Here is a 22,830-nt window from a genome sequence, read left to right as displayed (position 1 = left end):
GCGGTGTGCGCGAAACACGCTGCGGCACAATGCGCGGCCGCCCACCCACGAGTGTCTTGCTTCGCTCGTCAGACACGGCGCACCTTTGAAGCGAAGAGACCCTGCGGGCGCAACATCAGCACGATGACAATGGTCAACAGCGTCACCACGCGGGCCGACGAGCCGGTCATGAAGAACTCGCTGATCGACTGCATCTGAGCAATGCCAAACGCTGAGGCAACCGTGCCTAGCAGACTGGCCGCGCCGCCGAACGTCACGACCAGGAACGAATCGACGATATAAAGCGAGCCGCTGGTCGGTCCCGTCGAGCCGATCGCGGTGAACGCGGCGCCGGCCACACCCGCCATGCCGCAACCGATCGCGAAGGTCAGCCGGTCGGTCCTGCGCGTATCGATGCCGGCCGCGTTCGCCATCTGACGGTTTGCGACGGTGGCGCGTACCCGCAACCCCCAGCGCGAGCGATACAGCGCCAGCAGCACGCCGCCGGTCATCACCACCGCGAGACTCATCACGAACAAACCGTTGATCGGGATATCGAGACCTTGCTTCGGCGACCAGGAGCCCATCAGCCAGTCCGGCAGTGTCGGGCTCACCTCCTTCGGGCCGAACACCGAGCGGAACACCTGCTGCATCCCGAGGCTCAAACCCCAGGTCGCGAGCAGCGTGTCGAGCGGACGGCGGTACAGATGGCGGATCAACGCCCACTCCGCCACCCAGCCGGCCGCAAAGGCAAGCGCGAAAGCCGCGCAGATCGCAAGCGGAAAGTAGATTGGCGCGAACCCGTGCCAGTAGTTGTCAGCCAGCTGCGAGAACATGTAGATCGTGTACGCACCGATCGTCATGAACTCGCCGTGGGCCATGTTGATGACACCCATCTGGCCGAAAATCACCGCCAGCCCGAGCCCCATCAACAGCAGCACGCTGAACAGGCTCAAACCCGCAAAGCCCTGCATCAAGGTGATGTTAAGAATGTCCGAAGCCGACATGCGTCTCTCCTCGAAATGATCGGCGCGCGCCGGCATGGCGCGCCTGCTGCCTGAGCGCCGCTTGTTGCTTACTGGTAACCCTTCGGGAACGGATTCGGCTCGATCAGCGTCGGCGACTCGGCCACCACCTTGAACTGGCCGTCGGCCTGCGCCTCGCCGATGCGCGTGCGGCTCCACAAGTGGTGATTCGCGTGGATCTTCACGTAGCCTTCCGGCGCGGTCTTCAGCTCGATACCCGGCGACGCGGCGACGACCTTGTCGACGTCGAAGCTGCCGGCCTTCTCCACCGCCGCTTTCCATAACCATGGCCCGAGATACGCGGCCTGCGTGACGTCCCCGATCACCGACTTCGGTCCATATTTCGCCTTGAACGCGGCGACGAATTTCTTGTTGTTGTCGTTGTCGAGCGATTCGAAATACTTCATGGCCGAGTAGAAGCCCGCCACGTTCTCGCCGCCGATGCCGAGCACTTCATCCTCGGTCACCGAGATGGTCAGCAGGAACTGCTTGTCAGCCGTGATGCCGGCCGCCTTCAGTTGCTTGTAGAAGGCCACATTCGAACCGCCGACGATGATTGCGTAGATGCAATCGGGCCTGGCGATCTTGATCTTGTTGATGAGCGAGTTGAAATTGGTAGTGCCGAGCGGGTAATACTCTTCGCCCACCACCTTGCAATCGGTCAGATGCTGCTCGATATGCTTGCGCGCGATCTTGTTCGACGTGCGCGGCCAGATGTAGTCCGAACCGATCAGGAAGTAGCTCTTCGCCTTCTTCGTCTGGTTCGCCCAGTTCAGTCCCCACAGAATCTGCTGGGTCGCTTCCTGGCCGGTATAGAACACGTTGTGCGACTGTTCCAGGCCTTCGTAGAAGGTCGGGTAATACAGCAGGCCGTTGTCGCGCTCGAAGATCGGCAACACCGCCTTGCGCGACGCCGAGGTCCAGCAGCCGAACACAGCCGCCACGTGATCGTTTTCGAGCAGCTTCTTCGACTTTTCGGCGAAGGTCGGCCAGTCGGAAGCGCCGTCCTCCTGAATGATCTTGATCTGGCGGCCGAGAATGCCGCCGGCCGCGTTGATCTGCTCGATCGCGAGCCGTTCGGCCTGGATCGAACCGGTTTCGGAGATTGCCATCGTGCCGGTCGCCGAGTGCAACTGGCCGACCGTCACTTCAGTATCGGTCACGGCGAGGTGCGTGGTATTAACCTTCGCGGTCGGAAACTGCTGGGCCCGCGCGATGCCGGACATGGCCAGCGCGGGCGCGGCAGCGAGACCCATCAGGAGTTTGCGCCGGAGCGCCGAAGGCTGGCCTTGCTCGTTCTGATCGTCGTGTGACATCGAATTCTCCTTGTCGTCATGGTCGGGCGACCCGCTCTGGAAAACCTGGTAACCGGGCTGGCGGGGTCGACGCAACGAAAGGTAGGTAGCCAATTTGCGGATCCAAATACGTCAGTTGACGTAGGGCGCGCCGAAAATGCGCTCTCTATAATCGCGGCGACTACGGGTCGCTGCCGGCGTAGGGGCCGGGAATGGAATGCTATTTGCGTGGACGCACGGCCAGCGCTCCGAACCGCTCCACGAAAGGCCCCGATGCACCAAACGGAACCACCGCCGCCTCGCTCCGCCAATCCGGCCACCCAAGCTGGGGCATCGCGCCCGCAGCCGAGCGGCACGCAGCGCATCGTGAAGATCCGCCGCGACTACAACGCGTGGGTCGGTGACGAGACGCTCGAGGACTACGCGCTGCGCTTCACGCCGCGCACATTCCGGCGCTGGTCCGAATTCCGCGTCGCCAACACGGCTTTAGGGGCGGTGTCGTTCCTCGTGCTCGAGGCGATCGGCGGCTCGCTGGTGGTCAACTACGGTTTCACCAATGCGGTCTACGCGATTCTCGCCGTCTCGGTGCTGGTGTTTTTGACCGGTATACCGATCGCCTACTACGCGGCGCGCTACGGCGTCGACATGGATCTGCTCACGCGCGGCGCCGGTTTCGGCTACATGGGTTCGACGCTGACGTCGCTGATCTACGCGATCTTCACGTTCGTATTTTTCGCGCTCGAAGCGGCGATCATGTCGCTCGCGCTCGAGTTGTATCTGAAGATCCCGCTTTCGGTCGCCTACGTCATCAGTGCGCTGGTGATCATTCCGGTGGTCACCTTCGGCATTACTTTCATTAACCGGCTACAGGGCTGGACCCAGCCGCTGTGGCTCGTGCTGCTGGTGGTACCGTACGCCGTGGTGCTGTGGCGCGAGCCGCACGTGCTCGCCGAGTGGGTCACCTTCGGCGGTCTCTCGGGCGACGGCCACGAGTTCAACCTGGTCGCATTCGGCGCCGGCTGCACGGTGGTGTTTTCGTTGATCGTGCAGATCGGCGAACAGGTCGATTACCTGCGTTTCCTGCCCCCGCGCAGCCACGCCAACCGCGTACGCTGGTGGGTCGCCCTGATCTCGGCCGGCCCGGGTTGGATCGTGCCGGGCGCGCTGAAAATGCTCGGCGGGGCGTTCCTTGCCTTTCTCGCCATTCAGCACGAGATCGATCCGGTCAAGGCGGTCGAACCGACCCAGATGTATCTGGTCGCGTATCACTATGTGTTCCGCTCGCCCGAAGGAGCGCTCGCCGCGATGACGCTGTTTGTGATCGTGTCGCAGCTGAAAATCAATGTCACCAACGCGTACGCCGGTTCGCTCGCGTGGTCGAATTTCTTCGCGCGGCTTACGCACAGCCACCCGGGGCGCGTGGTCTGGCTCATCTTCAATGTGCTGATCGCGCTGCTGCTCGTCGAAATGGGCGTGTTCGAAGCCATCAGCAAAGTGCTCGCGCTGTATGCCAACGTGGCGATTGCCTGGATCGGCGCGGTGGTCGGCGACCTCGTGATCAACAAGCCGCTCGGTTACAGCCCACCCTATGTCGAGTTCAAGCGGGCGCATCTTTACGACGTGAATCCCGTTGGCGTCGGCGCCATGCTGATTGCCGCGGCCGTCGCCGCGCTCTCCCACGCGGGCGTGTTCGGCGCGAGCGCGGAAGCGCTGTCGTCGTTTATCGCGCTGCTGGTTGCCTTCATTTGCGCTCCGTTGCTTGCCATCGCCACACGCGGGCGCTTCTATCTGGCGCGCGATGGGCGCGACCTCGAACAGGGCGCGGTCCTGCGCTGCGTGATCTGCGAAAACACCTTCGAGCGCGAAGACATGGCGCACTGCCCGGCTTATGCGGGTTCGATCTGCTCGCTATGCTGCTCGCTCGACTCGCGCTGCAACGACTCCTGCAAGCCGCACGCGCGACTCCCCGCACAGTTCGGCAAGTCGATGAGCACGCTGTTTCCACGTCTGAAGCTGGGACCCGCGGGCCTGCGGCTCGCGCAGTATGCCGGACTCCTGATTGTCGTGCTGGCGTTGCTTGGTGGCGTGCTCGCCGCACAGTGGTACCAGAGCATAAGGACCCTCCCCGATCTCGACACCGCGATCCACGACGTGCTGCTGCAAGGGTATCTAAAGGCGTTTTTCGCGCTCGCGCTGGTCGGCTGCATTGCGGCCTGGTGGCTGGTGCTCGCCAATGAAAACCGCAAGGTCACCCAGGAGGAATCGCAGCGGCAAGCCGAACTTCTGATGCAGGAAATCGAAGCCCACCAGAAGACCGACGCGGCGCTGCAGGCGGCGAGCGCTGCAGCCGAGTCGGCGAACCGCGCAAAAAGCCGCTATGTGACGGGCCTGAGCCACGAGCTGCGCACGCCGCTCAACAGCATCCTCGGCTACGCGCAACTGCTGCTGCAAGGCACCGATGAATTGCCGCCGGCTCGACGCAACGCAGTGGCGACCATCTATCGCAGCGGCGAGCACTTGCTGGCGTTGGTAGACGGCTTGCTGGACGTGGCCCGCATCGAGGCAGGCAAACTGCAGTTGCACGTGACCGAGATTTCGCTGCCGGAATTCGTCACGCAGCTCTCGGCGATGCTCGAACCGCAGGCGACCGACAAGGGACTGCAATTCGACTTCCAGACTAGTGGCCGCATTCCGGACGTGGTGCGCATTGACGAAAAACGGGCCCGGCAGATTCTCATCAATCTGATTGGCAATGCGATCCGCTTTACTTCAAGCGGCTCGGTCAAGGTGCGCGCCGGGTATGCGTGGGAGACCATCACGTTCGAGATTACCGACACCGGCCCGGGCATGCCGGCCACGGAACTGGAGCGGCTGTTCCTGCCGTTCGAGCGCGGCGCGGCGGCGCGCGAACACGACCATGGCGCCGGACTCGGTCTGACGATCTGCCGTTTGCTGACCGAACTGATGGGCGGCAATCTTCAGGTAGAGAGCGAAGTCGGCAAGGGCACGCGCTTTATCGTCAAGCTGTTCGCCCCCGAAGTGCGCGCGCCCCAGGTGTTGGCCAGCAACCCCCGGCACCTGAAGGGCTATTGCGGGCCACGCCTCACAGTGCTGGTAGTCGACGATCTCGCCGAGCAGCGGCGCATCGTCACGCAGACGCTCTCTCCCCTCGGTTTTACGGTGGTCGAAGCCGCCAGCGGACCGGAGGCATTGCAATGGCTGGGCACCGGCTCGGCCGATCTCATCGTGATGGACGTCTCGATGCCGGCCATGGACGGCTTCGAGGCAAGCCGGCTGATTCGCGACAACCAGTTGTCGAGCGCGCCCATCCTGATCCTGTCGGCCAACGCCTTCGCCGACGACCGCGAAAAAGGTGCAGCGGCCGGTTGCGACGACTACCTGGCCAAGCCGTTACATCTGCCACTGCTGCTCGACAAAATGGCCGCGCTGCTGCAGCTGCAATGGATTGCCGAAACCGTCGAGCCGGCCCCTCCGGCTGAGGCTGCGCTACTCGACGTATCGACGAGCCTGCCGGCCAGCTTGCGAGAGAAGTTGCACACGCAACTGGAGATGGGCTACGTGCAAGGCTTCATCGAACAACTGGACGCTGCCGAGCACGGCGCGCCAGAGCTCGCCCCCCTGCTGGAACCGCTGCGTGTCCTCGCGCGCCGCTTCCGGCTGACTGAACTCGCGCAGTTGCTCGCGCCCACCCAGCAGGTCAATCCCGATGCATGACGAATCCCTGCTTCTGCCACCCGAAACGCAACCCGAGCTGCCCGATGGCAAACCGGTCGTGCTGATCGTCGACGACACGCCGGATAACCTTGCCCTGCTGTCGGACACGCTGCAGGCGGCAGGCTACGCCGTACTGGTGGCGCTCGACGGACAATCCGCGCTGCAACGCCTCGCACGCATCACGCCTGACGCCGTGCTGCTCGACGCGCTGATGCCAGGCATGGATGGCTTCGAGACCTGTCTGCACATCAAGGCCGATCCGCGCAACCGCCACCTGCCGGTCATCTTTATGACCGCGCTGACGGACAGCGAGCATGTCGTGCAGGGCTTCCGGGTGGGAGGAATCGACTATGTGACGAAGCCGGTGAAGCCAAGCGAGGTCAGCGCGCGAATCGCCGCCCACGTCCAGCGTTCGCGCCTGCAACGGCAGGCCGACATGGTGCTCGAGATCGGCATGCGTGCCGCGCTGATCGCCGCTGCGAGAGGCGAGATCAAATGGCAAAGCGACCTTGCCCGGCAACGGCTTGCTCAGTATGCGTCGAGCGGTGCGGATATCTCGGAAGTGACAGACGGCGCGGACGCTATGACAGCCCGTTCAGCAGAGTTGCCGGATCCGCTGGCCGAGTCCGGCCCGCGTCTGCCGTCCGTGCTGGCCCAATGGCTGACGCGCTGGATCGAGGCCGGTTGCGATCTGCAAGCGGCGTTCGAAACGGCCGCGGGCGGCGTGCGCCGCGTCGTAAGGGTGTTGGGCCGGGCCACGCGCGGCGACTGGGTCATCCTGCTCGAGGAATTCGACGATGCAGCACACACCACCGCGCTCGCGGCCCAATTCAGCCTGACGACTCGTGAAGCGGAAGTGCTGCTATGGCTGTCGCGCGGCAAGACCAACCGCGATATCGGCGACATCCTGGGGATGGCGCCGCGCACCGTCAACAAGCACCTGGAACATGTATTCGGCAAGCTGCATGTGGAGACGCGTGCAGCGGCTGCGGCGATCGCCGCGAAGGCGAGCACGCGGTATTAAGCGCAATCAATCGTAATGGGACAGCGACCTGCGCCGTCCCTATGCACGATTAAACCGCTTACTGCGACTCTTCCGCCCACACGGCATTGTCGCGCGCCATCAAGGCCGTGGCGGCAGCCGGACCAAACGTGCCGGCGGAATAACCGCGCGGCCGCTCGCCCGAACTCTTCCAGCCGTCCAGAATCGGCTCCGCCCACGCCCATGCCGCTTCCAGTTCGTCGCGACGCATGAAGTGGGTGAGGCGTCCGCGAATCACGTCGATCAGCAGTCGCTCATAAGCTTCCGCACGACGCTCGGTGAAAGCCTCCTGCAGATCGAGATTCAGATTCACCGGCAGCATGTGCATGCCGCTGCCCGGCTCTTTCGCGAGCATCTGCAACTGAATCGATTCTTCCGGCTGCAACTGGATCACGAGACGATTGCCGTAGTGATGCGGACCGCTCGGAATGATCGAGAACGGCAGTTCGGAGAACTCGATCACGATCTCCGATACCTTCTTCTGCATGCGCTTGCCGGTACGCAGATAAAACGGCACGTTGGCCCAGCGCCAGTTGTTGATCTGGGCGCGCAACGCAACGAAGGTTTCTGCACGGCTCGTTGCCGGCACGTTGTCTTCTTCGAGGTAGCCCTTGACCGCCTCGCCGTCCACGGCACCTGCAGTGTACTGTCCGCGCACGGTGTCGCGTGCGATATCGTCCGGCGTCATCGGACGCAGCGAGCGCAGCACCTTGAGCTTTTCGTCGCGCACGGCATCCGGATCGAGCGACACGGGCGGCTCCATCGCGACGATACACAGCAGTTGCAACAAGTGGTTCTGCACCATGTCGCGCAAGGCGCCGGTCTTGTCGTAGAAGCCCGCGCGGCTACCTACGCCGACGGTTTCCGCCACCGTGATCTGCACGCTCTTGATATACGGCGCCTGCCAGAGCGGGCCGAAAATCGCATTGCCGAAGCGCAGCACCATCAGGTTCTGCACGGTTTCCTTACCGAGGTAATGGTCGATCCGGTAGATCTGCGCTTCGTTGAAATGCTGGCCGACCGCAGTGTTGATTTCCTGCGCCGACGCGAGATCGTGACCGAGCGGCTTTTCCAGCACCACGCGCGAGTACTCGTCGACGAGACCCGCGGCCGAGAGGTTGTCGCAAATGTTCGTGAACAGATCCGGCGAAGTCGCGAGATAGAACACCCGTCGCACGCCGGGGCGCGATGCATCTTTCAGCCGCTGATAGTCCTCGACCGAATCGACGTCCATGCGCACATACTCGAACAACGCCAGGAATTTGTCCCACGCGGCCGCATCGAAAGCTTTCTTTTCGATGAAGGGCTTGGCCTTCAATTCCATGAATTCGTTGATGTATTCCTCGCGCGACCACGGCTTTCGGCCAATCGTGAGAATGCGCGTTTCCGGCGGCAGATTGCAGTGCAGATGCGCCATGTAAAGCGCGGGGAGGAGCTTGCGAAACGACAGGTCACCCGTACCGCCGAAGATGATCATGTCGAGCGGCAAGTCAGGGGTGGCAGAAGCGTGTTGGGTAATCATAGCGCGATGTCACCGTCATGAAGGGCGTCGAACGAAGGGCAAAATGCCGGTGACCCGGCATTTTCTGGCAAACGCCTATGGTGCAACGTTTTTGGATTGTTTGCACGCGACGCGGCGATGACAGTGTAGAAAAGATGCAACTTCGCTTTTGACTTCGCCGTGACTTTTCTCGCAGATTCAGTTGCGCTGCAACGCTGCGCGCGCCACCCGGCAGGCGCCCAGGTCCCATGCCGCACAGCCGACGCTCTTGAATAGCACGGGCGTGCTGCCCGTCGGCCGCGGCGTGCTGCCGTCCATCAGCGCGGCGATACCCGTCACCTTTGCCCAGTCCACTCCTGCCTGAATGAAGTCGCCCGCTTCGTGGCGAGCGCCGGCCAGGTCGTCGACGAACAGCGCGCTGCCGTGCACGGTGCGTGAACCGATCTCGAGCATCGTGGGGGTGAACGCGCCCACGCCGATCACCAGGCGTTCGGCGCGCGGCGCTTCGTCGTAGACCGCTTGCCGGCTGGTCGTGAGGGCAATCACGACATCAACGGACGCGGGTACGTCGGGACCTGCCAGTGGCTGCAGATCGCGCGCCTTGCCGCGCTGCGCGTCGCAAAACGCCTGCGCCTTCGCCGGTGCACTGCCCTTCACCCATATGCGCGCATCGGGAAACAGTTCGCCGATCGCCTCCACGTGGTTGGCGGACTGCGTGCCGGTGCCGATCAGCAGAAATTCTTGCGGTGCCGGGCGGCCGGAGGCACTTGATGCGCCACCATTGAAGGTCTGCACGCCGAGCATCGACATCGCCGCGGTGCGCCGGCCCGTTACGGTCGGCCCGTCGAGGATAAAGAGTGTCTCGCCAGTGTCCGCGTCGAAGGCCATCACCTTGCCGTGAATCGTCGGCAAGCCGCGCGGGCCATTGGCCGGACACACGTTGACGAGCTTGTGGATGCCGAGGTCCGGCGCCGTGGCGGGCATCGACAGCATTATCCCGCCCTCGTTGAGCGGCACGACGAGCCGCTCCGGGCTCGCGATGCGTTGTTGCGCGTAATCGACGGACGCCGTTTTCAGCGCCTCCACGAGTTCGGCGTAGGGCGTGAGCCGCGCAGTGGCGGCAGCGTCGAAAATCGGTGTAGCCGGGTGCGTCATGTCAGCGGTTTCTCCATCGGCGTGCGCGGTTTAGCGCACGAGAAAGCCATACGTCAGCGGATCGCGTTCGTCGACGATCCAGTTAGCGAAGCCGCAGATATGCGCGTCGCCCTCGATTTCCGGAATCACGGCATCGAAGCGCTCGAGTTTCGTTTCGGACAACACCCGGCCCCGAAAAATCGTGCCGATCAACGATTCATTGACGAGCGTTTCGTCGCGCCCCAGTTCGCCACGCAGATACAGTTGCGCCACGCGTCCCGCGGTGCCCGAACCGGTCGGCGAGCGGTCCACCTCGCGGTCGGCGAAGACGCAGCAATTGGCCTGCGTCGAGCCTGTGTGACGGGGCGCGTTGTCGATAATCGTGCCGTAAATATGGTTGATTTCGGGGATGTGCGGATGGACGACCTTGAACGCCTCGTTGGCCGCGCGCTTTACTTCGGCGCCGAACTGGATCAGGCGGTCCACGTCCGCTTCGCGCACGTTCAGATCGAACGGTTTGCCGGACGTGTAGAAATAGAACGCGCCGCCGAAGACGATATCGCCCGTCACGGCGCCAAAGCCCGGCGTATTCACCGTCACATCGCGCTGCCAGATAAACGAAGGCACATTGACGAAGCGCACGCTGCCGGCGTGGTCGCCGTCCCATTTGACGAAGGCCTCGATGAAGCCGCACGGCGCGTCGATACCCACGCGCGTTTCGGGTTCAGTACGCTCGACCCAGCCGAGCGCCACCGCCGCCGTTGCCAACGCGATCACGCCATGACCGCAATGGTCGCTATAGCCCTCGTTGTGCACGAAGATGATGCCAAAGTCGGCGCCCTCGCTGACCGGTTCGGTCAGATAGCCGCCGTACATGTCGGCATGGCCGCGCGGCTCGAGCATTAGCGCGCGGCGCAGGTGATCGTGATGTTCCTTGAGCCAGGTGCGCCGCTCGACAATCGTCTTGCCGGGAAATCTGGGTAGTCCGCTGGTGACGATCCGAAACGGTTCGCCGCCCGTATGCACTTCGACCGTGCTGATAACGCGATTCAGTTTCATGACGCCTGGCAACCCTCTCGCGCGTGCGACCCAAAGGCCGAAAATGCCTCGCTGTGAACCATCCCGTTGTCTCCGTCAGTCTTATACTGGATCAAAATGTAGACCAGCTTTGGTTTTCCATCAACCAATTTCAAAATCATTGCGCTAAACTGGTTGGAATCGGGATCACGGGCGAACGTAACGTTTGAAACTTCCTCGCTCCCGCCGATCCACGACGAACCCGCGAACAGACAGGCGCTCATGGTCAACTCCGCCCTCGCTATGGATAGCACGTTCCGCCCAAAGCAGATCTACGAGCAGGTCTCCGAGCGCATCCGCGCGGAGATCCGCAGCGGGCAGTTCGCCGTCGAGTCACGCCTGCCGTCGGAGCGGGAACTGGCAGCGCGTTTTGGCGTGGGACGCCCGGCCGTGCGCGAGGCGATCGGCGCGTTGCAAAACGAAGCGCTCGTGGTCACGCGCCGCAACTCGGGCACCTATGTCTGCGCCGATGCGTTGCAGCGTCTCGCGGCGGTGCCGCCAGACGCCGCGTCGCTGGCCGATCCGGATGCCAGCCCAACCTCGACGCTCGATGTGCGTCTGATCCTCGAACCGGCGATCGCCCGGCGCGCCGCGGCGCGCGCCCAGCGCGACGAGTTGGCCGAGCACTATCTTGCGCAGATGGATTCGATTGCTGACATCACCGATCCGGCGCAGCGTGTGTTGTGGAATAACAGCGACCGCCTGTTTCACCGGCAACTGGCGATGATGGCCGGCGATGCGCTGCTGGTGAAAATCGCCGAGGAAGTGGCGAAAACGATGGATCAGCCGCTCTGGAAGCGGCTCAAGGACGACGGCATCTACGACGCCGGCCGGATACGCCTGTACGTATCCGAACACCGGATGATCTACGAGGCGATCGTCGGCGGCGACGCGGACGCTGCGGCGTTCTACGTCGAGCAGCACATCATGCGCGTGCGCCGCGATATCGCCCCAAAGTGAGCTTCACTGCGCGCTCGCTCGACCGTTCGAACGACTATTGCGCCGAGGAAGCGCCGCCGGAATTCCCCGAGTTGCCGGAGGAATGATCTCCTTCCTTGAACATTGCCCGGCAGGGAGGACTCAGTTCGCTGACGTGCTGCTTCATGCAGGCGGTGATCTTCTGCTTGTTAGGAATTTCCGCACTGCAAAAATGCATCGCATCGCCACGGCAGGCCTTTTCCTGTTCATCCTGCGAAGCTGCATGCGCTCCGCTGACAGCTACCAGCGCGGTCAGGCTGGCTGCAAGCAAGGCTCTGTATCGATTCATATCCGCTCCGGTTATCAAGTCAGCCCAAGCCCGATACAGGCTCGCCCAGGACGGTACGAACGGAAAGGAAAGAATTTTGCTGCACCGCACACTATCCTTTTTGACGCACCTACAATGGGAAACACTTAGGTATTAACCCTTACTTCATCCCTTGACAGGTGCCGCGATGTCCAGCCGATCCATTTCGTCCCGCGCCGTTCCTGCTACCACTCGCGGGCCGGCGCCGTCGCTGCGGGCGACCCTAAGCCGCGTCGCTCGCCTCATGTGGCGTTCTTCCGAACGGCACAGCCTGTATCAGGTGATGCTGGCGGCCGGCCACGAAGAAGGTCTGCAGGAGCATCTCGTCCAGCGTCCCCACTCCACCCCGCAGCGCTGATCAGCTGCGCGGCAGCCTGCCACCCGCCTGTTTCTTCAGCAGAAAACGGACCCGGAAACTGAGTAACGACGCGGCGACCGTGACCGGACCACGGGCCCGTTAGCTGGCTACCTGGTGGTTGGCGGGACGCGTAAGCGTCAAACCGCGCCCCGCGTAAAAGCGAGCAACCGTTCCGAACGGCATATACACATCGCTCTGATACGGCGCGATACCGGATGGATTGTGAAACCAGACGCCGTCGGGGTCGCGTCCATGCAGCAGGATCAGATGACCGCCGCGCTGCGCATTCGGCTCATGCGGGCGACGGATCTCCGGGCTCACCGAAATGATCGCCATCGTCCCGGTATCGATGCGCGCCGCGATCTCCTCGAGCGTAGCTTCGGGCAATACCTCGACTTGCAAACCAAAGGCCTGCTCGGCCCAACTGGCGAACGGCCGGTAAATCAGGCCATCGACACCACCGTCTTCGCGCATCCGGTACACCTCGTGGCGCAATGCCTCGTCAAGCAGCGCGGCACGCGGCGCATGCCCGATATCCCAGAAGTCCAGGGCGGACTCGAGACACGTCAGGCCGCACAGACGTTGCGCCCAGAAACGGTAATGCTCGCGCTCGGTGAAGCCACTGCGTTGCCATGCAGGGTCGTCGCAGGGATCGGCGTCTTCTTCGACGATCGGGCGCACCCATTCGGGGCTGCCCCATTGCGAGTAGTACGGCACGCCGGTATGGCGCAGGGTTTTGTTGTCTTTCATGAATGGCGTTGAGATAGCGTCGGGATGGATAGGACGGTAGTCACAGAATGAATCAATGGACCTCATTATTGCGGATTATTGAACGCAGAATATCGTCGGACGAAGCCGCGCAAATTCGTGCGGCGACCTATACATCGATTCATACGCCCATTCACACGGCGATCATCGACGCACGCCACAATCGGATCACATTTCATTACATGTGGCACGGGGTTTCCTCGCTAAAATACGCAAGACGCATCGGGCAGACGCCGTCCTGAATGGGCCGGCCTGTCCTTGACTGAGAAATCCCGGAGACAAACTCAGGCAGTTTCGTGGCTGCTGCACAAAAGCAGCAACGCCGCGTTTTTTTGCTGTACATTTGCTCTCCCATGCGTGGCCGGTCGGCTCGCAAAGAAGGTGATGCAACCCATCGCCGTCAAGCCTCACGCGTCCTTCACCCGATACTATTTATAAAGACGGACTTCCACGCAGCATGGCCAACGAAGCAACCTCACCTGACTCCATCGCAGTCGCGGAACGCGTGCGCGAGTTGATGAGCCGTCACGGCATTGGAAAGCGGCAACAGACCACGGAACTGTGCCGCATTCTCGACCTGAGTTTTTCACAAGGGCATCGCAAGTTACGCGGCAATAGCCCCTGGACCCTATCGCAGATCAAGAAAGTCGCCGAGGTATTCGGCGAGCCGGCTGCGCAACTGTTCGGCGCGCAAACGCTCGACCCGGGCATGGTCGGCGCGGTCGCCCAGGAGGCGGTGTTCTCCATCGGCGGCATCGAACTCGCCTGCACGGCCTGGGTGGGCGCCGCGATCGAACCCGGCAGCCGGCCCGAGTTCATTGCGTATTCGAAACTGGGACAATGGCGCGTCACGCGTCATGACGGCGCGCTGTATCAAAGCGCCTATGAAGTCCACAAGATCGAGATCTATCCGCGCCGCGCGGAAGCCGACAAACCGCTGATCGCCGTGGTCGACGACGACCAGTCCTCTGCCGACAACTTGCGCGACTATCTCGATCGCAGCGGCTTCGCCGCTGTCGCGATCTACGGATTGGCCGCGTTCGTCGAGCAGTTGCAGACGCAGGTGTTCGACGGTGTCGTGATCGACTGGCTATTCGGCAATCAGACTTCCGCCGCAGCGATTCGCGCTGTGCGCGCTTCAGAGAACCCGGACGCGCCCGTGTTCGTGCTGACCGGCGAACTGCTGACCGGCAAGGCCAGCGAGTCCGAGATCAGCGAGATCATTCGCAATTACAACGTGGCGTGCTATGAGAAGCCGGCGCGGATGGCGATTCTGGTGGCCGATCTTTCGAAGCGTTTGAACCGGGCCTGAGAGCGGCGGCAAGCGTGGGCGAATGAATGGATGAATGAATGGCCGGGCACGCGGTGGCGCAAGCCACCATGTACGCTCGGCCCTCAGACTACCCTCAGACCACACTACGCGCCGCCAGCGCGCGTTGCAGCGCCGAGCGCAACTGTTCGTAGTGCACCGGCTTCACCAGATACTCGAAAAACGGCGCCGTGTCGGTTGGCGGCGCTTCGGGTGCATACGCGCTGATCGCGATCACCGGTGCGCCTGCCGACGGTCCACCGCGCGCCGTGAATTCGGCGAAGAACGCGTAGCCGTCCTGATCCGGCATATGCAGATCGAGCAACATCACATCGCAGCGGCGCACGTCGAGCCAGGCGAGCGCATCTTTGGCATTCGCGACGGCCGTCGCGTCGTAGCCCATATGCGCGATCATTTCCAGCAGCGACTCGCGAATCAGGCCGTTGTCGTCGACGATCAGCACTTGCGAGCGCTCGCCTTCCTGGGCGCTGGCCGCCTTCGCGTCGGGCTGCGCGGCAGGCTCGACCGGGCCCACCGGAATCGTGACCGTGAAGGTCGTGCCCTTGCCTACTTCGCTCTCCACAGCGACGCTGCCGCCGAACAGCTTCAGCAGCCCCTGCACGATGGCGAGGCCCATACCCGCCCCTTCGAAGCGGCGCGTGCGTGAACCGTCGAGCTGGGTAAATTCCTTGAACATCAGAGGCAGTTGCTTGGGCGGCACACCTGGCCCCGTGTCGCTTACTTCGATAGTGAGCACAGCCAGCCGCTGGACCAGGCGCACCCGCACCGAGCCCTTCTCGGTATAGCGAATCGCGTTGGTCACCAGGTTGCTGACAATCTGGCGGATCCGGTGCGGGTCGGAATCGACCGGCCCGGTCAGACCGCTCGCCTCGCTCGCGAGCGTCAGCCCGCGTGCGAGCGCAGACGGCGAATGTTCGTCGACGATCGAAGCCAGCAGCTCGCGCGGCTCGAACTGCTCGTAACGCAATTCGAGCTTGCCGGCGCCGAGGCGCGCGTAGTCCGTGAGGTCGCGCATCTGCGCCTCAAGGTGGCGCGCCGCGCTTTCCAGCCGCTGGATCACCTTGCGGTCCGCTTCGGACTGGAAGTTAAAGCCAAGCAGTTCGATCGACGACACGATCGCGTGCAGCGGCGTGCGCAGTTCGTGGCTGATCATGCCGAGAAAAGCGTCTTTCGCGAGACTCGCCTCACGGGCCGCGCGGGTTGCCTGATGCTCGGCTTCGAGCGCCGCGCGTTGCTGGCGGATCAGGCGGCTGCGGCGCCGGCCGTTCACCACGAGCAGCAGGGTGGCCGCGGCCGATAGCAGCACCAGCATGATCCCGGCCGCGAACAACATGCGCCGCTTGTCGATGAAGTCGCGGGTCAGCGCTTCGCGGTCGGCTACGTCGGCGAAGCGGCGCGTCAAGGCCAGATCGTTGACCTCCTGCCAATGCGCTCGCAGCGTGGCAACTATCCGGTCAGCTCGGCGGGAATCCTGCGGCAGCGCTGCGATGTCGGGCTCGAGCTGGTCGAGCGTGTGCTCGAGCGTCTGGATTTCGCCCTCCTGGCGCTGCAGCAAAGCGACCTGATCGATCAGCATGCGCGTCGAGCCGGCCATTACGTGCAGCTTCGACTGCAGCACTTCGTAGCGCAGTTGCAGTCGCGGGTAATCGGCATCGGTGCCGTTGCGGTAGAGCAGCAGCTGGTTTTCGAGGCGCGCGTAGGCAATTTGCAGCTGTGCGGCGTCCCAATAGAAACCATCGTATGTGCCGGCCAGCAATTCCGTGGAACGCGGGTTGAGCAGATTGGCGTACATCAGGTAGCCGATCGCCCCCACCGGCGCCGCGAGCGCAGTGACCCAGACTGCCACCAGCAGCCAGCGGCGCGGCCGATGCGGTGTCACTTGACGATCAAGCCCTTGATTTGCCATACGAATTTTGAGTCCGCGTCGGCACCCGACAGTTCGGTTGGAAAGGCGTCGCGCGGATAGATGAGAAACAGCGGTCCGAAGTCGCTGACCTTCAGACGCTTACCGTTCATGCTATACGCCACGATCACGCCGTAACGAGCGCAGTCCGAAACCGGTATGGTTTCGATGTAGTCGTCGAGCGTATGGACTTCGATCTGGCTGCCGTGAGTGCCGACCAGCTTCAGGATATCCGCGAGCAACGGTCCTGTGAAGGTCGCGCGGGGCGTCCACGAGGTCGACGTGGTGATCGAATGCGCGGGCAGCGCGAGAAGCTGTTCTTCGGTCAGGTGGTACACCTGCTGCGCCGGGTGTGCCGGGTCGTTCGCTGCAGTGGCGGCGCCCGTCACGTCGAGCGAGAGCGCGGCGGCCTGGGCGAAGCCCGCGGCTAACGCCATGGCGAGGCACGCGATCCAGCGCGCGCCATTTTTCTGGTAGTGCATTTCAACGGCCTTTTTCGTCTGTTTTCTTGTTCTGTCGTGACCTGCTCTGCTTGCTGTTCCTCAATCCTTGCCGTCCGCCATCCGCAGATGACGCGACGCGCGCTGCGAGGCCACCACGATCAGCTTCATCGTCGCGCGCGTGGCGCCGACGAACAGCTTGCGGGCACTGCGCTCATCGAAGGTGTCGAAATCGACCTCGGTCAGGATCACGCACGGCGCCGATTGTCCCTTGAAGCGGTAGATCGACTCCAGCAGCACGTCGCCTTCGCGGTACTCCGGGTTACCGAACAGATCGTACTTGCCGGTAAAGCTGCGCAGCCGATGCGGTCCGAGCTGGTCCAGCGAGGTCAACACCGAACCTTCGCGTCCGCGGAACGACAGCACGGCGATGTCCTGCTTGCGAAAGCCTAGCGAGAGCGCCTGGGTGATCGCGCGCTTGGTGGCGTCGATGCAGCCCTCGGCCGCGTGCGCTTCGTCGTAAGTGGAGAGCGACAGATCCGAGCCGTCGAACGGATTGCCCGAGGCGAGCCCCGCCGCGAGCGGCACTTCAGCGCCCACGACGTCGCGCAGGTAGTCGAGAATGTCGCGCGGGCTGCGGTAGTTGGTGGTTTCCTTCAGCGTGGTCCAGCCGGGCAGCTCGACCGGCTCGCGCATGTAGAGGTTTTGCAACGGGTCTTCGAGCCACCACCATGCCGCGCCCGGACGCAGCAGCCGTTCGAGTGCTGCGACCCATGGCTGCTGGAAGTCCTGGCCTTCGTCGACGATCAAGACGTCGAACTGCCAGCGTGCGTCGATCGGCGTGTCGACAAAAAGCCTTTCGAGCTGGTCGAAGATATCGGCGGACTGGAAGTCGGGCGCGCGTCCGGCGTCGCGCGCAATCCAGTCGCACAACTGGTGATAGTTCGCCACCTTCGCCTCGGGTGGCGCCACGCGGGCAATGTGGTCGGCGAGCGGCCGGTTGAAGCACACGTACAACGGCTGTTGTCCACGCGCCACCGCGTCCTTCATTACCTGCACCGCCAGTTGCGTCTTGCCGGAGCCCGCCGTACCGGCGACGCGCAGCCGGAACGGCGTGAATTCGAGCCGTCGCGCCCAGGTGGCCAGACCACCGGCCAGACGTGTGACGAGCGTACCCGCCTGACCGACCAGCGCACTGGCATCGGGCGAGAGCGCCAGTTCGTCCGCGAGAAAGTGATGGATCTTGGTGGCGCAGGCAAGGCGCGGTTCGTCGGCCGGCAACGCCTCGCGGATGATTGCAGCGAGGCGCTCCTTGCGCGTAGCGTCGACGATGCGCGCCGGGTTCACTCCGGCAATCGCCGTGTCTTTGACGATGTGGTCCGGACAGTACAGCAGTTCCTCGATGAAATAGGTGCCCGCGCCGAAGGCCGCCGTAAAACGCCGATGCATGCTTTCGATAGTCCGTGCCAGCGCAATCGCCACATTCCGCTCGGTCTGCAGGTAGACCTTGACGAGCCCTTTGGGCGTCTCGCGCAGGAAGCCGGTTTTCTGCTCGACGATCATCAGCCGTCCGGACGGCCCGACAATCACAAAGTCGGCTTCGCCGAACACCGAAAAACCCTGGTTGAGCCGCGTCCAGTGCACGCCGTGGTAGACGGTGTAAGCGTCGGGCAACGCCTCTTCCAGCAATGCCAGCGTCTCGCGTTCGCGCGCGGCGGCGCCGGTGGCAGCGAGGTTCTTCCAGTCGTCGGGGACAATGCGGGCCATGCGGTGCCTCGTCATGTTCGGATGCAAGCATTGTACGCAACGCGCATGCGTTTCCGGCATCGGCCATTCGGCCAATGGAGGCGCAATTACAGGCTGCATCGTGTATCGTTACCCGTTGAACGCCGCGCACAGGTGCGGCTTGCCAACCATGAAAAGAGGATCTGCCGGATGATTACGATCTGGGGACGCGCCAACTCGGTCAACGTCCAGAAATTGTTGTGGTGTTGCGACGAACTCGTGCTGCCGTACGAGCGCATCGACGCGGGCCTGCACTTCGGGCGTAACACCGAGCCGGAGTATCTGGCAATGAATCCCACTGGCCGCGTTCCGACGCTGGTCGATGGGGATTTCGTGCTGTGGGAATCGAACTCGATCCTGCGCTATCTGGTGATGGAGTACGCGCCGGCAAGCCCGCTCTATCCGTCGGAGCCCAAACAGCGTGCGAGTATCGACCGCTGGCTGGACTGGTCGCTTTCCACCCTGCAACCGGCCGAACGCCCGGTGTTCTGGTCCATCGTGCGTACGCCCGCCGCCGAGCGCGACGCGGCCAAACTCGCCGCCGACATTGCCGCCGTCACGCAACTATGGAAGCTGGTCGACACGCATCTGCAGGGCCGTTTCTTCCTCGAAGGCGAAAAATGCACGTTGGCCGATATCGTGATCGGCTCGTATGCAAAGCGCTGGTTTGGACTGGACGGTGTCGAGCGTCCGCCGTTGCCGAATCTGGAACGCTGGTATTCGCGTCTCGCCACCCGCACTGGCTTCAAGAAGTACGTCGATTTTCCGCTGACCTGAACGGCATCCTCTTTCATCTGATATGACAATCACGCTCTACGCCTGGGGTACGCCAAATGGCCGCAAGGTCAGCGTCGCCCTCGAAGAAATGGAACTGCCTTACACCGTCGTACCGGTCAACATCGGCAAGGGGGAGCAGTTCCGGCCCGAGTTCCTGCGCATCAGTCCGAACAACAAGATTCCGGCCATCGTCGATCCCGACGGCCCCGCCGCTGCGGGCGGCATGAGCGGTGCGGACGGCGCAGGCGGCGGCCCGGTCAGCGTGTTCGAATCAGGCGCGATCCTGCTCTATCTGGGCGAGAAAACCGGCAAGTTCCTGCCCGCCGGTCTGCGCGAGCGGATACCGGTGCTCGAATGGCTGATGTGGCAGATGGGCGGCTTCGGTCCGATGCCAGGCCAGGTGCACCACTTCGCGGCGCTCGAAGCGGAAGACGACCGCCGCTATGGGCTCAAACGCTTCTCGGACGAAACCAACCGGCTGTATGGCGTGCTCGACCGGCGGCTCGCCGAAGTGGAGTTCGTCGCCGGCGAGCTTTCCGTGGCGGATTTCGCGATTCTAGGCTGGGCGTGGCGGCACGAACGTCATAAGGTCGACCTCGCCACCTATCCGAACGTGCGGCGCTGGTATGACACGTTGTTTGCGCGGCCCGGCGTGCAACGCGGCTTTGCGGCGAAGCTGGACTAAGCTGAGCGGTGACTCTGCAGAGATTCCCTGTCCCGAAGAACGGGTATCTCACCTGCTACGCCGAACCGCGATGGACCTTATAATTGCTTTATGAAGAACGCCAAGTCCGCCGCGGTTGCCGAAAAAACCGCCCCTGCCCAAGACTCCGCACACAAGAGTGCGCACGATCATTCGCATCCTCATGCGGATCATCACGCGCACGGCGACGAGCATGACCACGGGCATCTCCAGGCCGCTTCGCCCGAAGCGGCGCTGGTGCTGGCAGAGGAATATTGCCGCGAACGCGGCGAGAAACTCACGCCGATCCGGCGCAAGGTGCTGGAACTGCTGCTGACGTCGGGCCGTGCGACCAAGGCGTATTCGCTACTCGACGACATGAGGCAGATTCACCCGGGCTCCGCGCCGCCGACGGTGTATCGGGCGCTCGACTTCCTGCTCTCCGCGGGGCTCGTACACAGAATCGAATCGATCAATGCGTTCACTGTCTGCCACGATCTGACGCAATGTCAGCACGGCATTCTGGTGGTGTGCCAGCAGTGCGGCAATGTCACCGAACTCCATCAGCCGAAGCTGCGGCAGGCGCTGGTGCTGCAGATTCAGGACGCAGGCTACCGCCTCGCCAGCGAGGAGATCGAACTGAAAGGTCTGTGCTCCGACTGTCAGGCCGCCGAAGCCGGCGCCGCCGCGGCAGCAGTAAGCGGCAGCGGCGTCTGAAAGCGCTCAGCCTGCCGCGCGGGCGTCTATCGCATCGTGTAGCAATTCGACCAGATCATCCGGCCGGGCCGGTTTGGTCATGAAATGCTGGAAGCCTTCACCGATGCTGCGCAAGCGGTAGGTATCGTCAGTGTGGCCGGTCAGCGCCACCGCAACCGCCGGCGAATGATCGCCGCGAATCTCGTGATCGCGAAGCCGCTGGATCAGATAGAAACCATCCATACAGGGCAGTTCGAGATCGCAAACCACCGCATCGGGTAACAATCGCAGCGCCGCTTCGACGCCCTCTTCCGCATCCGCCACTGCGACGACATGCGCGCCCTCCGATTCAAGCAGGTGCGTCAACGATTCCCTGCTTTGCAGGTCATCCTCGACGAGCACGATCGTTGCCTGATCGAGTCTCAACACTCCGTTCATTTTGCGTTGTTGCTATAAAGCAGGTTAGGCCCGATAAGGCAGCCATTGTATCGCGCGCTTTGCCGCGGCCTTGGTGACGCGGGCGTACATCGCATGCATCGCTCGCAAGTTCCGACTCGGTTTCGCACGACGAGTTGCATTCTTCCGGCAAATACGGGCTCGTCCGGGTGATCCGGTAATAGCACATCACGTGCCTTGTCTGCGCGAGGGGTGCGGCGCTTGCTCGTGAGTGGGCCGCACAGCGCCGTCGCATAAGGCTTGCGCCCGTCGGGCGGGGCGCAAAAGGCTGCACAGCCAAGTCACCGTCTATCGATTGACAACACGCCAGAATGCACCTCGGGTGTGCAAAATCTGCCAGGCGTCATGCCATTTCTATCTTCCCCACCTTAGGTGTAAACGATGACTTCAAAGGACCACGATTTCGCGGGCGGGCCGACCTCCGAGTGCTAAATTTCGGTCGAGACGATGACCGCGGAGGAGCACCCGGCATGAAAATCAAAAAGGCGATCGACCGTATTCCCGGTGGGCTGATGCTGGTCCCGCTGCTGCTCGGGGCGTGCGTGCATACGTTCGCCCCGCATGCCGGCAAATTTCTGGGTTCGTTCTCCAATGCCCTGATTACCGGCACACTGCCGATTCTCGCCGTGTGGTTCTTTTGCATGGGCGCGAGCATCAGTCTCAAGGCCACGCCCGTCGTGCTGCGCAAAAGCGGTGTGCTGGTCGTCACCAAGGTGCTGACCGCGGCGGTCGCAGGGGTGATCGCCTCGCATTTCCTGCCGCCGGGCGGCATCACCTCCGGCTTTCTCACGGGTCTGTCGGTCCTCACCGTGATCTGCGTGATGAACGAGAGCAACGGCGGCCTGTATATGGCGCTCATGCAGCAGTACGGCACGCCGGAAGAAGCCGGCGCGTTCTGCCTGATGTCGCTCGAGTCAGGCCCGTTCATGACCATGGTGACGCTCGGTATCGCCGGACTCGCGAGTTTCCCTTACGCCACACTGCTCGGCGCGCTGCTGCCGTTCCTGATCGGCTTTGCCCTCGGCAATCTGGATAGCGATCTGCGGCAGTTCTTCGGTCAGGCAGTGGCGGTGATGGTGCCGTTCTTTGCGTTCGCGCTCGGCAATAATCTCGACTTCCGTGTCATCCTCGACACGGGCCTGCTCGGCGTGCTGATCGGGCTCTGTGTCATCGTGGTGACCGGCACGACGCTCGTGCTGGCCGATATCTTTCTCGCGCGCGGCAACGGCACGGCGGGCATCGGCGCGGCATCGACCGCCGGCGCGGCGGTCGCGGTGCCGCAGATCATCGCCGGCATCGAACCGCGCTATGCTGCGGTCGCTCCGGCTGCCACGGCACTGGTCGCCACCTCGGTGGTGGTGACCTCGCTGCTCACGCCGATTCTCACGGCTATCTGGGCGCGCCGCTGGGGTGTGCTGTCGGCGAATTACCGGCGCACGCACCCAGCTTCCTCGGATCCGCTGCCGGACAATGAGACACTCAAGCCTGGACTCAAGCCCACGCTTCATCATCCAGCGAAGTGAGGCTTTGAACCAGGCTCTTTTCCAACTCTCAACACCTGA

19 protein-coding genes and 1 pseudogene are annotated in these 22,830 nt (G+C 63.0%); 8 read left to right on the top strand and 12 right to left on the bottom strand.

Going from position 1 to position 22,830, the window contains the following annotated elements:
* Positions 1 to 68: 68 nt before the first annotated feature.
* A complete protein-coding gene (gene urtB, locus BUS06_RS31905) occupies positions 69 to 986 on the bottom strand; it encodes an urea ABC transporter permease subunit UrtB (RefSeq protein WP_074269413.1) in 918 nt (305 codons plus the stop codon).
* Between the two features lie 68 nt (positions 987 to 1,054).
* Entirely contained in the window at positions 1,055 to 2,320 is a 1,266-nt protein-coding gene (urtA, locus tag BUS06_RS31900) for an urea ABC transporter substrate-binding protein (protein WP_074268296.1), read from the bottom strand.
* Between the two features lie 252 nt (positions 2,321 to 2,572).
* Here urtA and BUS06_RS31895 point away from each other — a divergent pair, with 252 nt between their 5' ends.
* Together BUS06_RS31895 and BUS06_RS31890 are read left to right on the top strand one after the other, a co-directional pair.
* On the top strand, positions 2,573 to 6,034 hold the full coding sequence (locus tag BUS06_RS31895) for an ATP-binding protein (protein WP_074268295.1): 3,462 nt from the start codon (positions 2,573 to 2,575) through the stop codon (positions 6,032 to 6,034).
* A complete protein-coding gene (locus BUS06_RS31890) occupies positions 6,027 to 7,058 on the top strand; it encodes a response regulator (RefSeq protein WP_083611698.1) in 1,032 nt (343 codons plus the stop codon). The genes BUS06_RS31895 and BUS06_RS31890 overlap by 8 nt, the downstream gene beginning before the upstream one ends.
* A 58-nt stretch (positions 7,059 to 7,116) precedes the next feature.
* Here BUS06_RS31890 and zwf read toward each other — a convergent pair whose 3' ends face one another.
* The 4 genes from zwf to BUS06_RS31870 form a co-directional block, all read right to left on the bottom strand.
* Positions 7,117 to 8,598 carry a glucose-6-phosphate dehydrogenase gene (gene zwf, locus BUS06_RS31885; protein WP_074268294.1) on the bottom strand — a complete coding sequence of 494 codons (1,482 nt, stop codon included), beginning with the start codon at positions 8,596 to 8,598 and terminating at the stop codon, positions 7,117 to 7,119.
* 177 nt (positions 8,599 to 8,775) lie between these two features.
* Positions 8,776 to 9,732, bottom strand: a complete 957-nt coding sequence (gene lhpI, locus BUS06_RS31880) for a bifunctional Delta(1)-pyrroline-2-carboxylate/Delta(1)-piperideine-2-carboxylate reductase (RefSeq protein ID WP_074268293.1) — start codon at positions 9,730 to 9,732, stop codon at positions 8,776 to 8,778.
* A 30-nt stretch (positions 9,733 to 9,762) separates the two neighbouring features.
* Entirely contained in the window at positions 9,763 to 10,770 is a 1,008-nt protein-coding gene (gene lhpH / locus BUS06_RS31875) for a trans-3-hydroxy-L-proline dehydratase (RefSeq protein ID WP_074268292.1), read from the bottom strand.
* Positions 10,767 to 11,012 (bottom strand): hypothetical protein, encoded by a 246-nt coding sequence (locus BUS06_RS31870; RefSeq protein ID WP_074268291.1) that lies wholly within the window; start codon positions 11,010 to 11,012, stop codon positions 10,767 to 10,769. Before BUS06_RS31870 ends, lhpH begins: the two co-directional genes overlap by 4 nt.
* Between BUS06_RS31870 and BUS06_RS31865 the strand changes: the two genes are divergently transcribed.
* Positions 11,011 to 11,748 (top strand): FadR/GntR family transcriptional regulator, encoded by a 738-nt coding sequence (locus tag BUS06_RS31865; protein ID WP_074268290.1) that lies wholly within the window; start codon positions 11,011 to 11,013, stop codon positions 11,746 to 11,748. The two genes, BUS06_RS31870 and BUS06_RS31865, sit on opposite strands and share 2 nt — an antisense overlap.
* Before the next feature lie 34 nt (positions 11,749 to 11,782).
* On the opposite strand, the gene BUS06_RS31860 is transcribed toward BUS06_RS31865, so the two are convergent.
* Together BUS06_RS31860 and BUS06_RS31855 are read right to left on the bottom strand one after the other, a co-directional pair.
* The gene (locus tag BUS06_RS31860; protein ID WP_074268289.1) at positions 11,783 to 12,055 is read right to left on the bottom strand and encodes a hypothetical protein; all 273 of its coding nucleotides are present in this window, start codon (positions 12,053 to 12,055) and stop codon (positions 11,783 to 11,785) included.
* 475 nt (positions 12,056 to 12,530) lie between these two features.
* Entirely contained in the window at positions 12,531 to 13,181 is a 651-nt protein-coding gene (locus tag BUS06_RS31855; RefSeq protein ID WP_074268288.1) for a C39 family peptidase, read from the bottom strand.
* A gap of 475 nt (positions 13,182 to 13,656) precedes the next feature.
* Between BUS06_RS31855 and BUS06_RS31850 the strand changes: the two genes are divergently transcribed.
* The gene (locus tag BUS06_RS31850) at positions 13,657 to 14,511 is read left to right on the top strand and encodes a helix-turn-helix domain-containing protein (RefSeq protein WP_074268287.1); all 855 of its coding nucleotides are present in this window, start codon (positions 13,657 to 13,659) and stop codon (positions 14,509 to 14,511) included.
* 94 nt (positions 14,512 to 14,605) lie between these two features.
* Here BUS06_RS31850 and BUS06_RS31845 read toward each other — a convergent pair whose 3' ends face one another.
* From BUS06_RS31845 to BUS06_RS31835, 3 genes are read right to left on the bottom strand one after another with little or no spacing between them, the layout of a single operon-like run.
* Entirely contained in the window at positions 14,606 to 16,435 is a 1,830-nt protein-coding gene (locus BUS06_RS31845) for an ATP-binding response regulator (RefSeq protein WP_074268286.1), read from the bottom strand.
* Positions 16,405 to 16,914, bottom strand: coding sequence for a putative pterin-binding protein (locus BUS06_RS31840; protein WP_074268285.1), 510 nt, complete (start codon positions 16,912 to 16,914; stop codon positions 16,405 to 16,407). Before BUS06_RS31840 ends, BUS06_RS31845 begins: the two co-directional genes overlap by 31 nt.
* A 60-nt stretch (positions 16,915 to 16,974) precedes the next feature.
* A complete protein-coding gene (locus BUS06_RS31835) occupies positions 16,975 to 18,639 on the bottom strand; it encodes an ATP-binding domain-containing protein (RefSeq protein ID WP_074268284.1) in 1,665 nt (554 codons plus the stop codon).
* A gap of 168 nt (positions 18,640 to 18,807) precedes the next feature.
* Between BUS06_RS31835 and BUS06_RS31830 the strand changes: the two genes are divergently transcribed.
* From BUS06_RS31830 to BUS06_RS31820, 3 genes are all read left to right on the top strand, one after another.
* Complete coding sequence (locus tag BUS06_RS31830) at positions 18,808 to 19,434, top strand: glutathione S-transferase family protein (protein ID WP_074268283.1); 627 nt, start codon at positions 18,808 to 18,810, stop codon at positions 19,432 to 19,434.
* Between the two features lie 22 nt (positions 19,435 to 19,456).
* Entirely contained in the window at positions 19,457 to 20,119 is a 663-nt protein-coding gene (locus BUS06_RS31825; protein ID WP_074268282.1) for a glutathione S-transferase family protein, read from the top strand.
* A gap of 90 nt (positions 20,120 to 20,209) precedes the next feature.
* Positions 20,210 to 20,833, top strand: coding sequence for a Fur family transcriptional regulator (locus tag BUS06_RS31820; protein ID WP_074268281.1), 624 nt, complete (start codon positions 20,210 to 20,212; stop codon positions 20,831 to 20,833).
* Between the two features lie 6 nt (positions 20,834 to 20,839).
* Here BUS06_RS31820 and BUS06_RS31815 read toward each other — a convergent pair.
* A pseudogene (locus BUS06_RS31815) lies at positions 20,840 to 21,296 on the bottom strand (response regulator).
* Between the two features lie 442 nt (positions 21,297 to 21,738).
* Here BUS06_RS31815 and kdgT point away from each other — a divergent pair.
* The gene (kdgT, locus tag BUS06_RS31810) at positions 21,739 to 22,791 is read left to right on the top strand and encodes a 2-keto-3-deoxygluconate transporter (RefSeq protein ID WP_083611697.1); all 1,053 of its coding nucleotides are present in this window, start codon (positions 21,739 to 21,741) and stop codon (positions 22,789 to 22,791) included.
* Positions 22,792 to 22,830 lie beyond the last annotated feature (39 nt).

Origin of the sequence: Paraburkholderia phenazinium (genome assembly GCF_900141745.1) — a bacterium.
Classification (GTDB): Bacteria; Pseudomonadota; Gammaproteobacteria; order Burkholderiales; family Burkholderiaceae; genus Paraburkholderia; species Paraburkholderia phenazinium_B.
The sequence above is the reverse complement of the archived record's forward strand: the minus strand, read 5'-3'. Positions and strand labels throughout refer to the sequence as shown.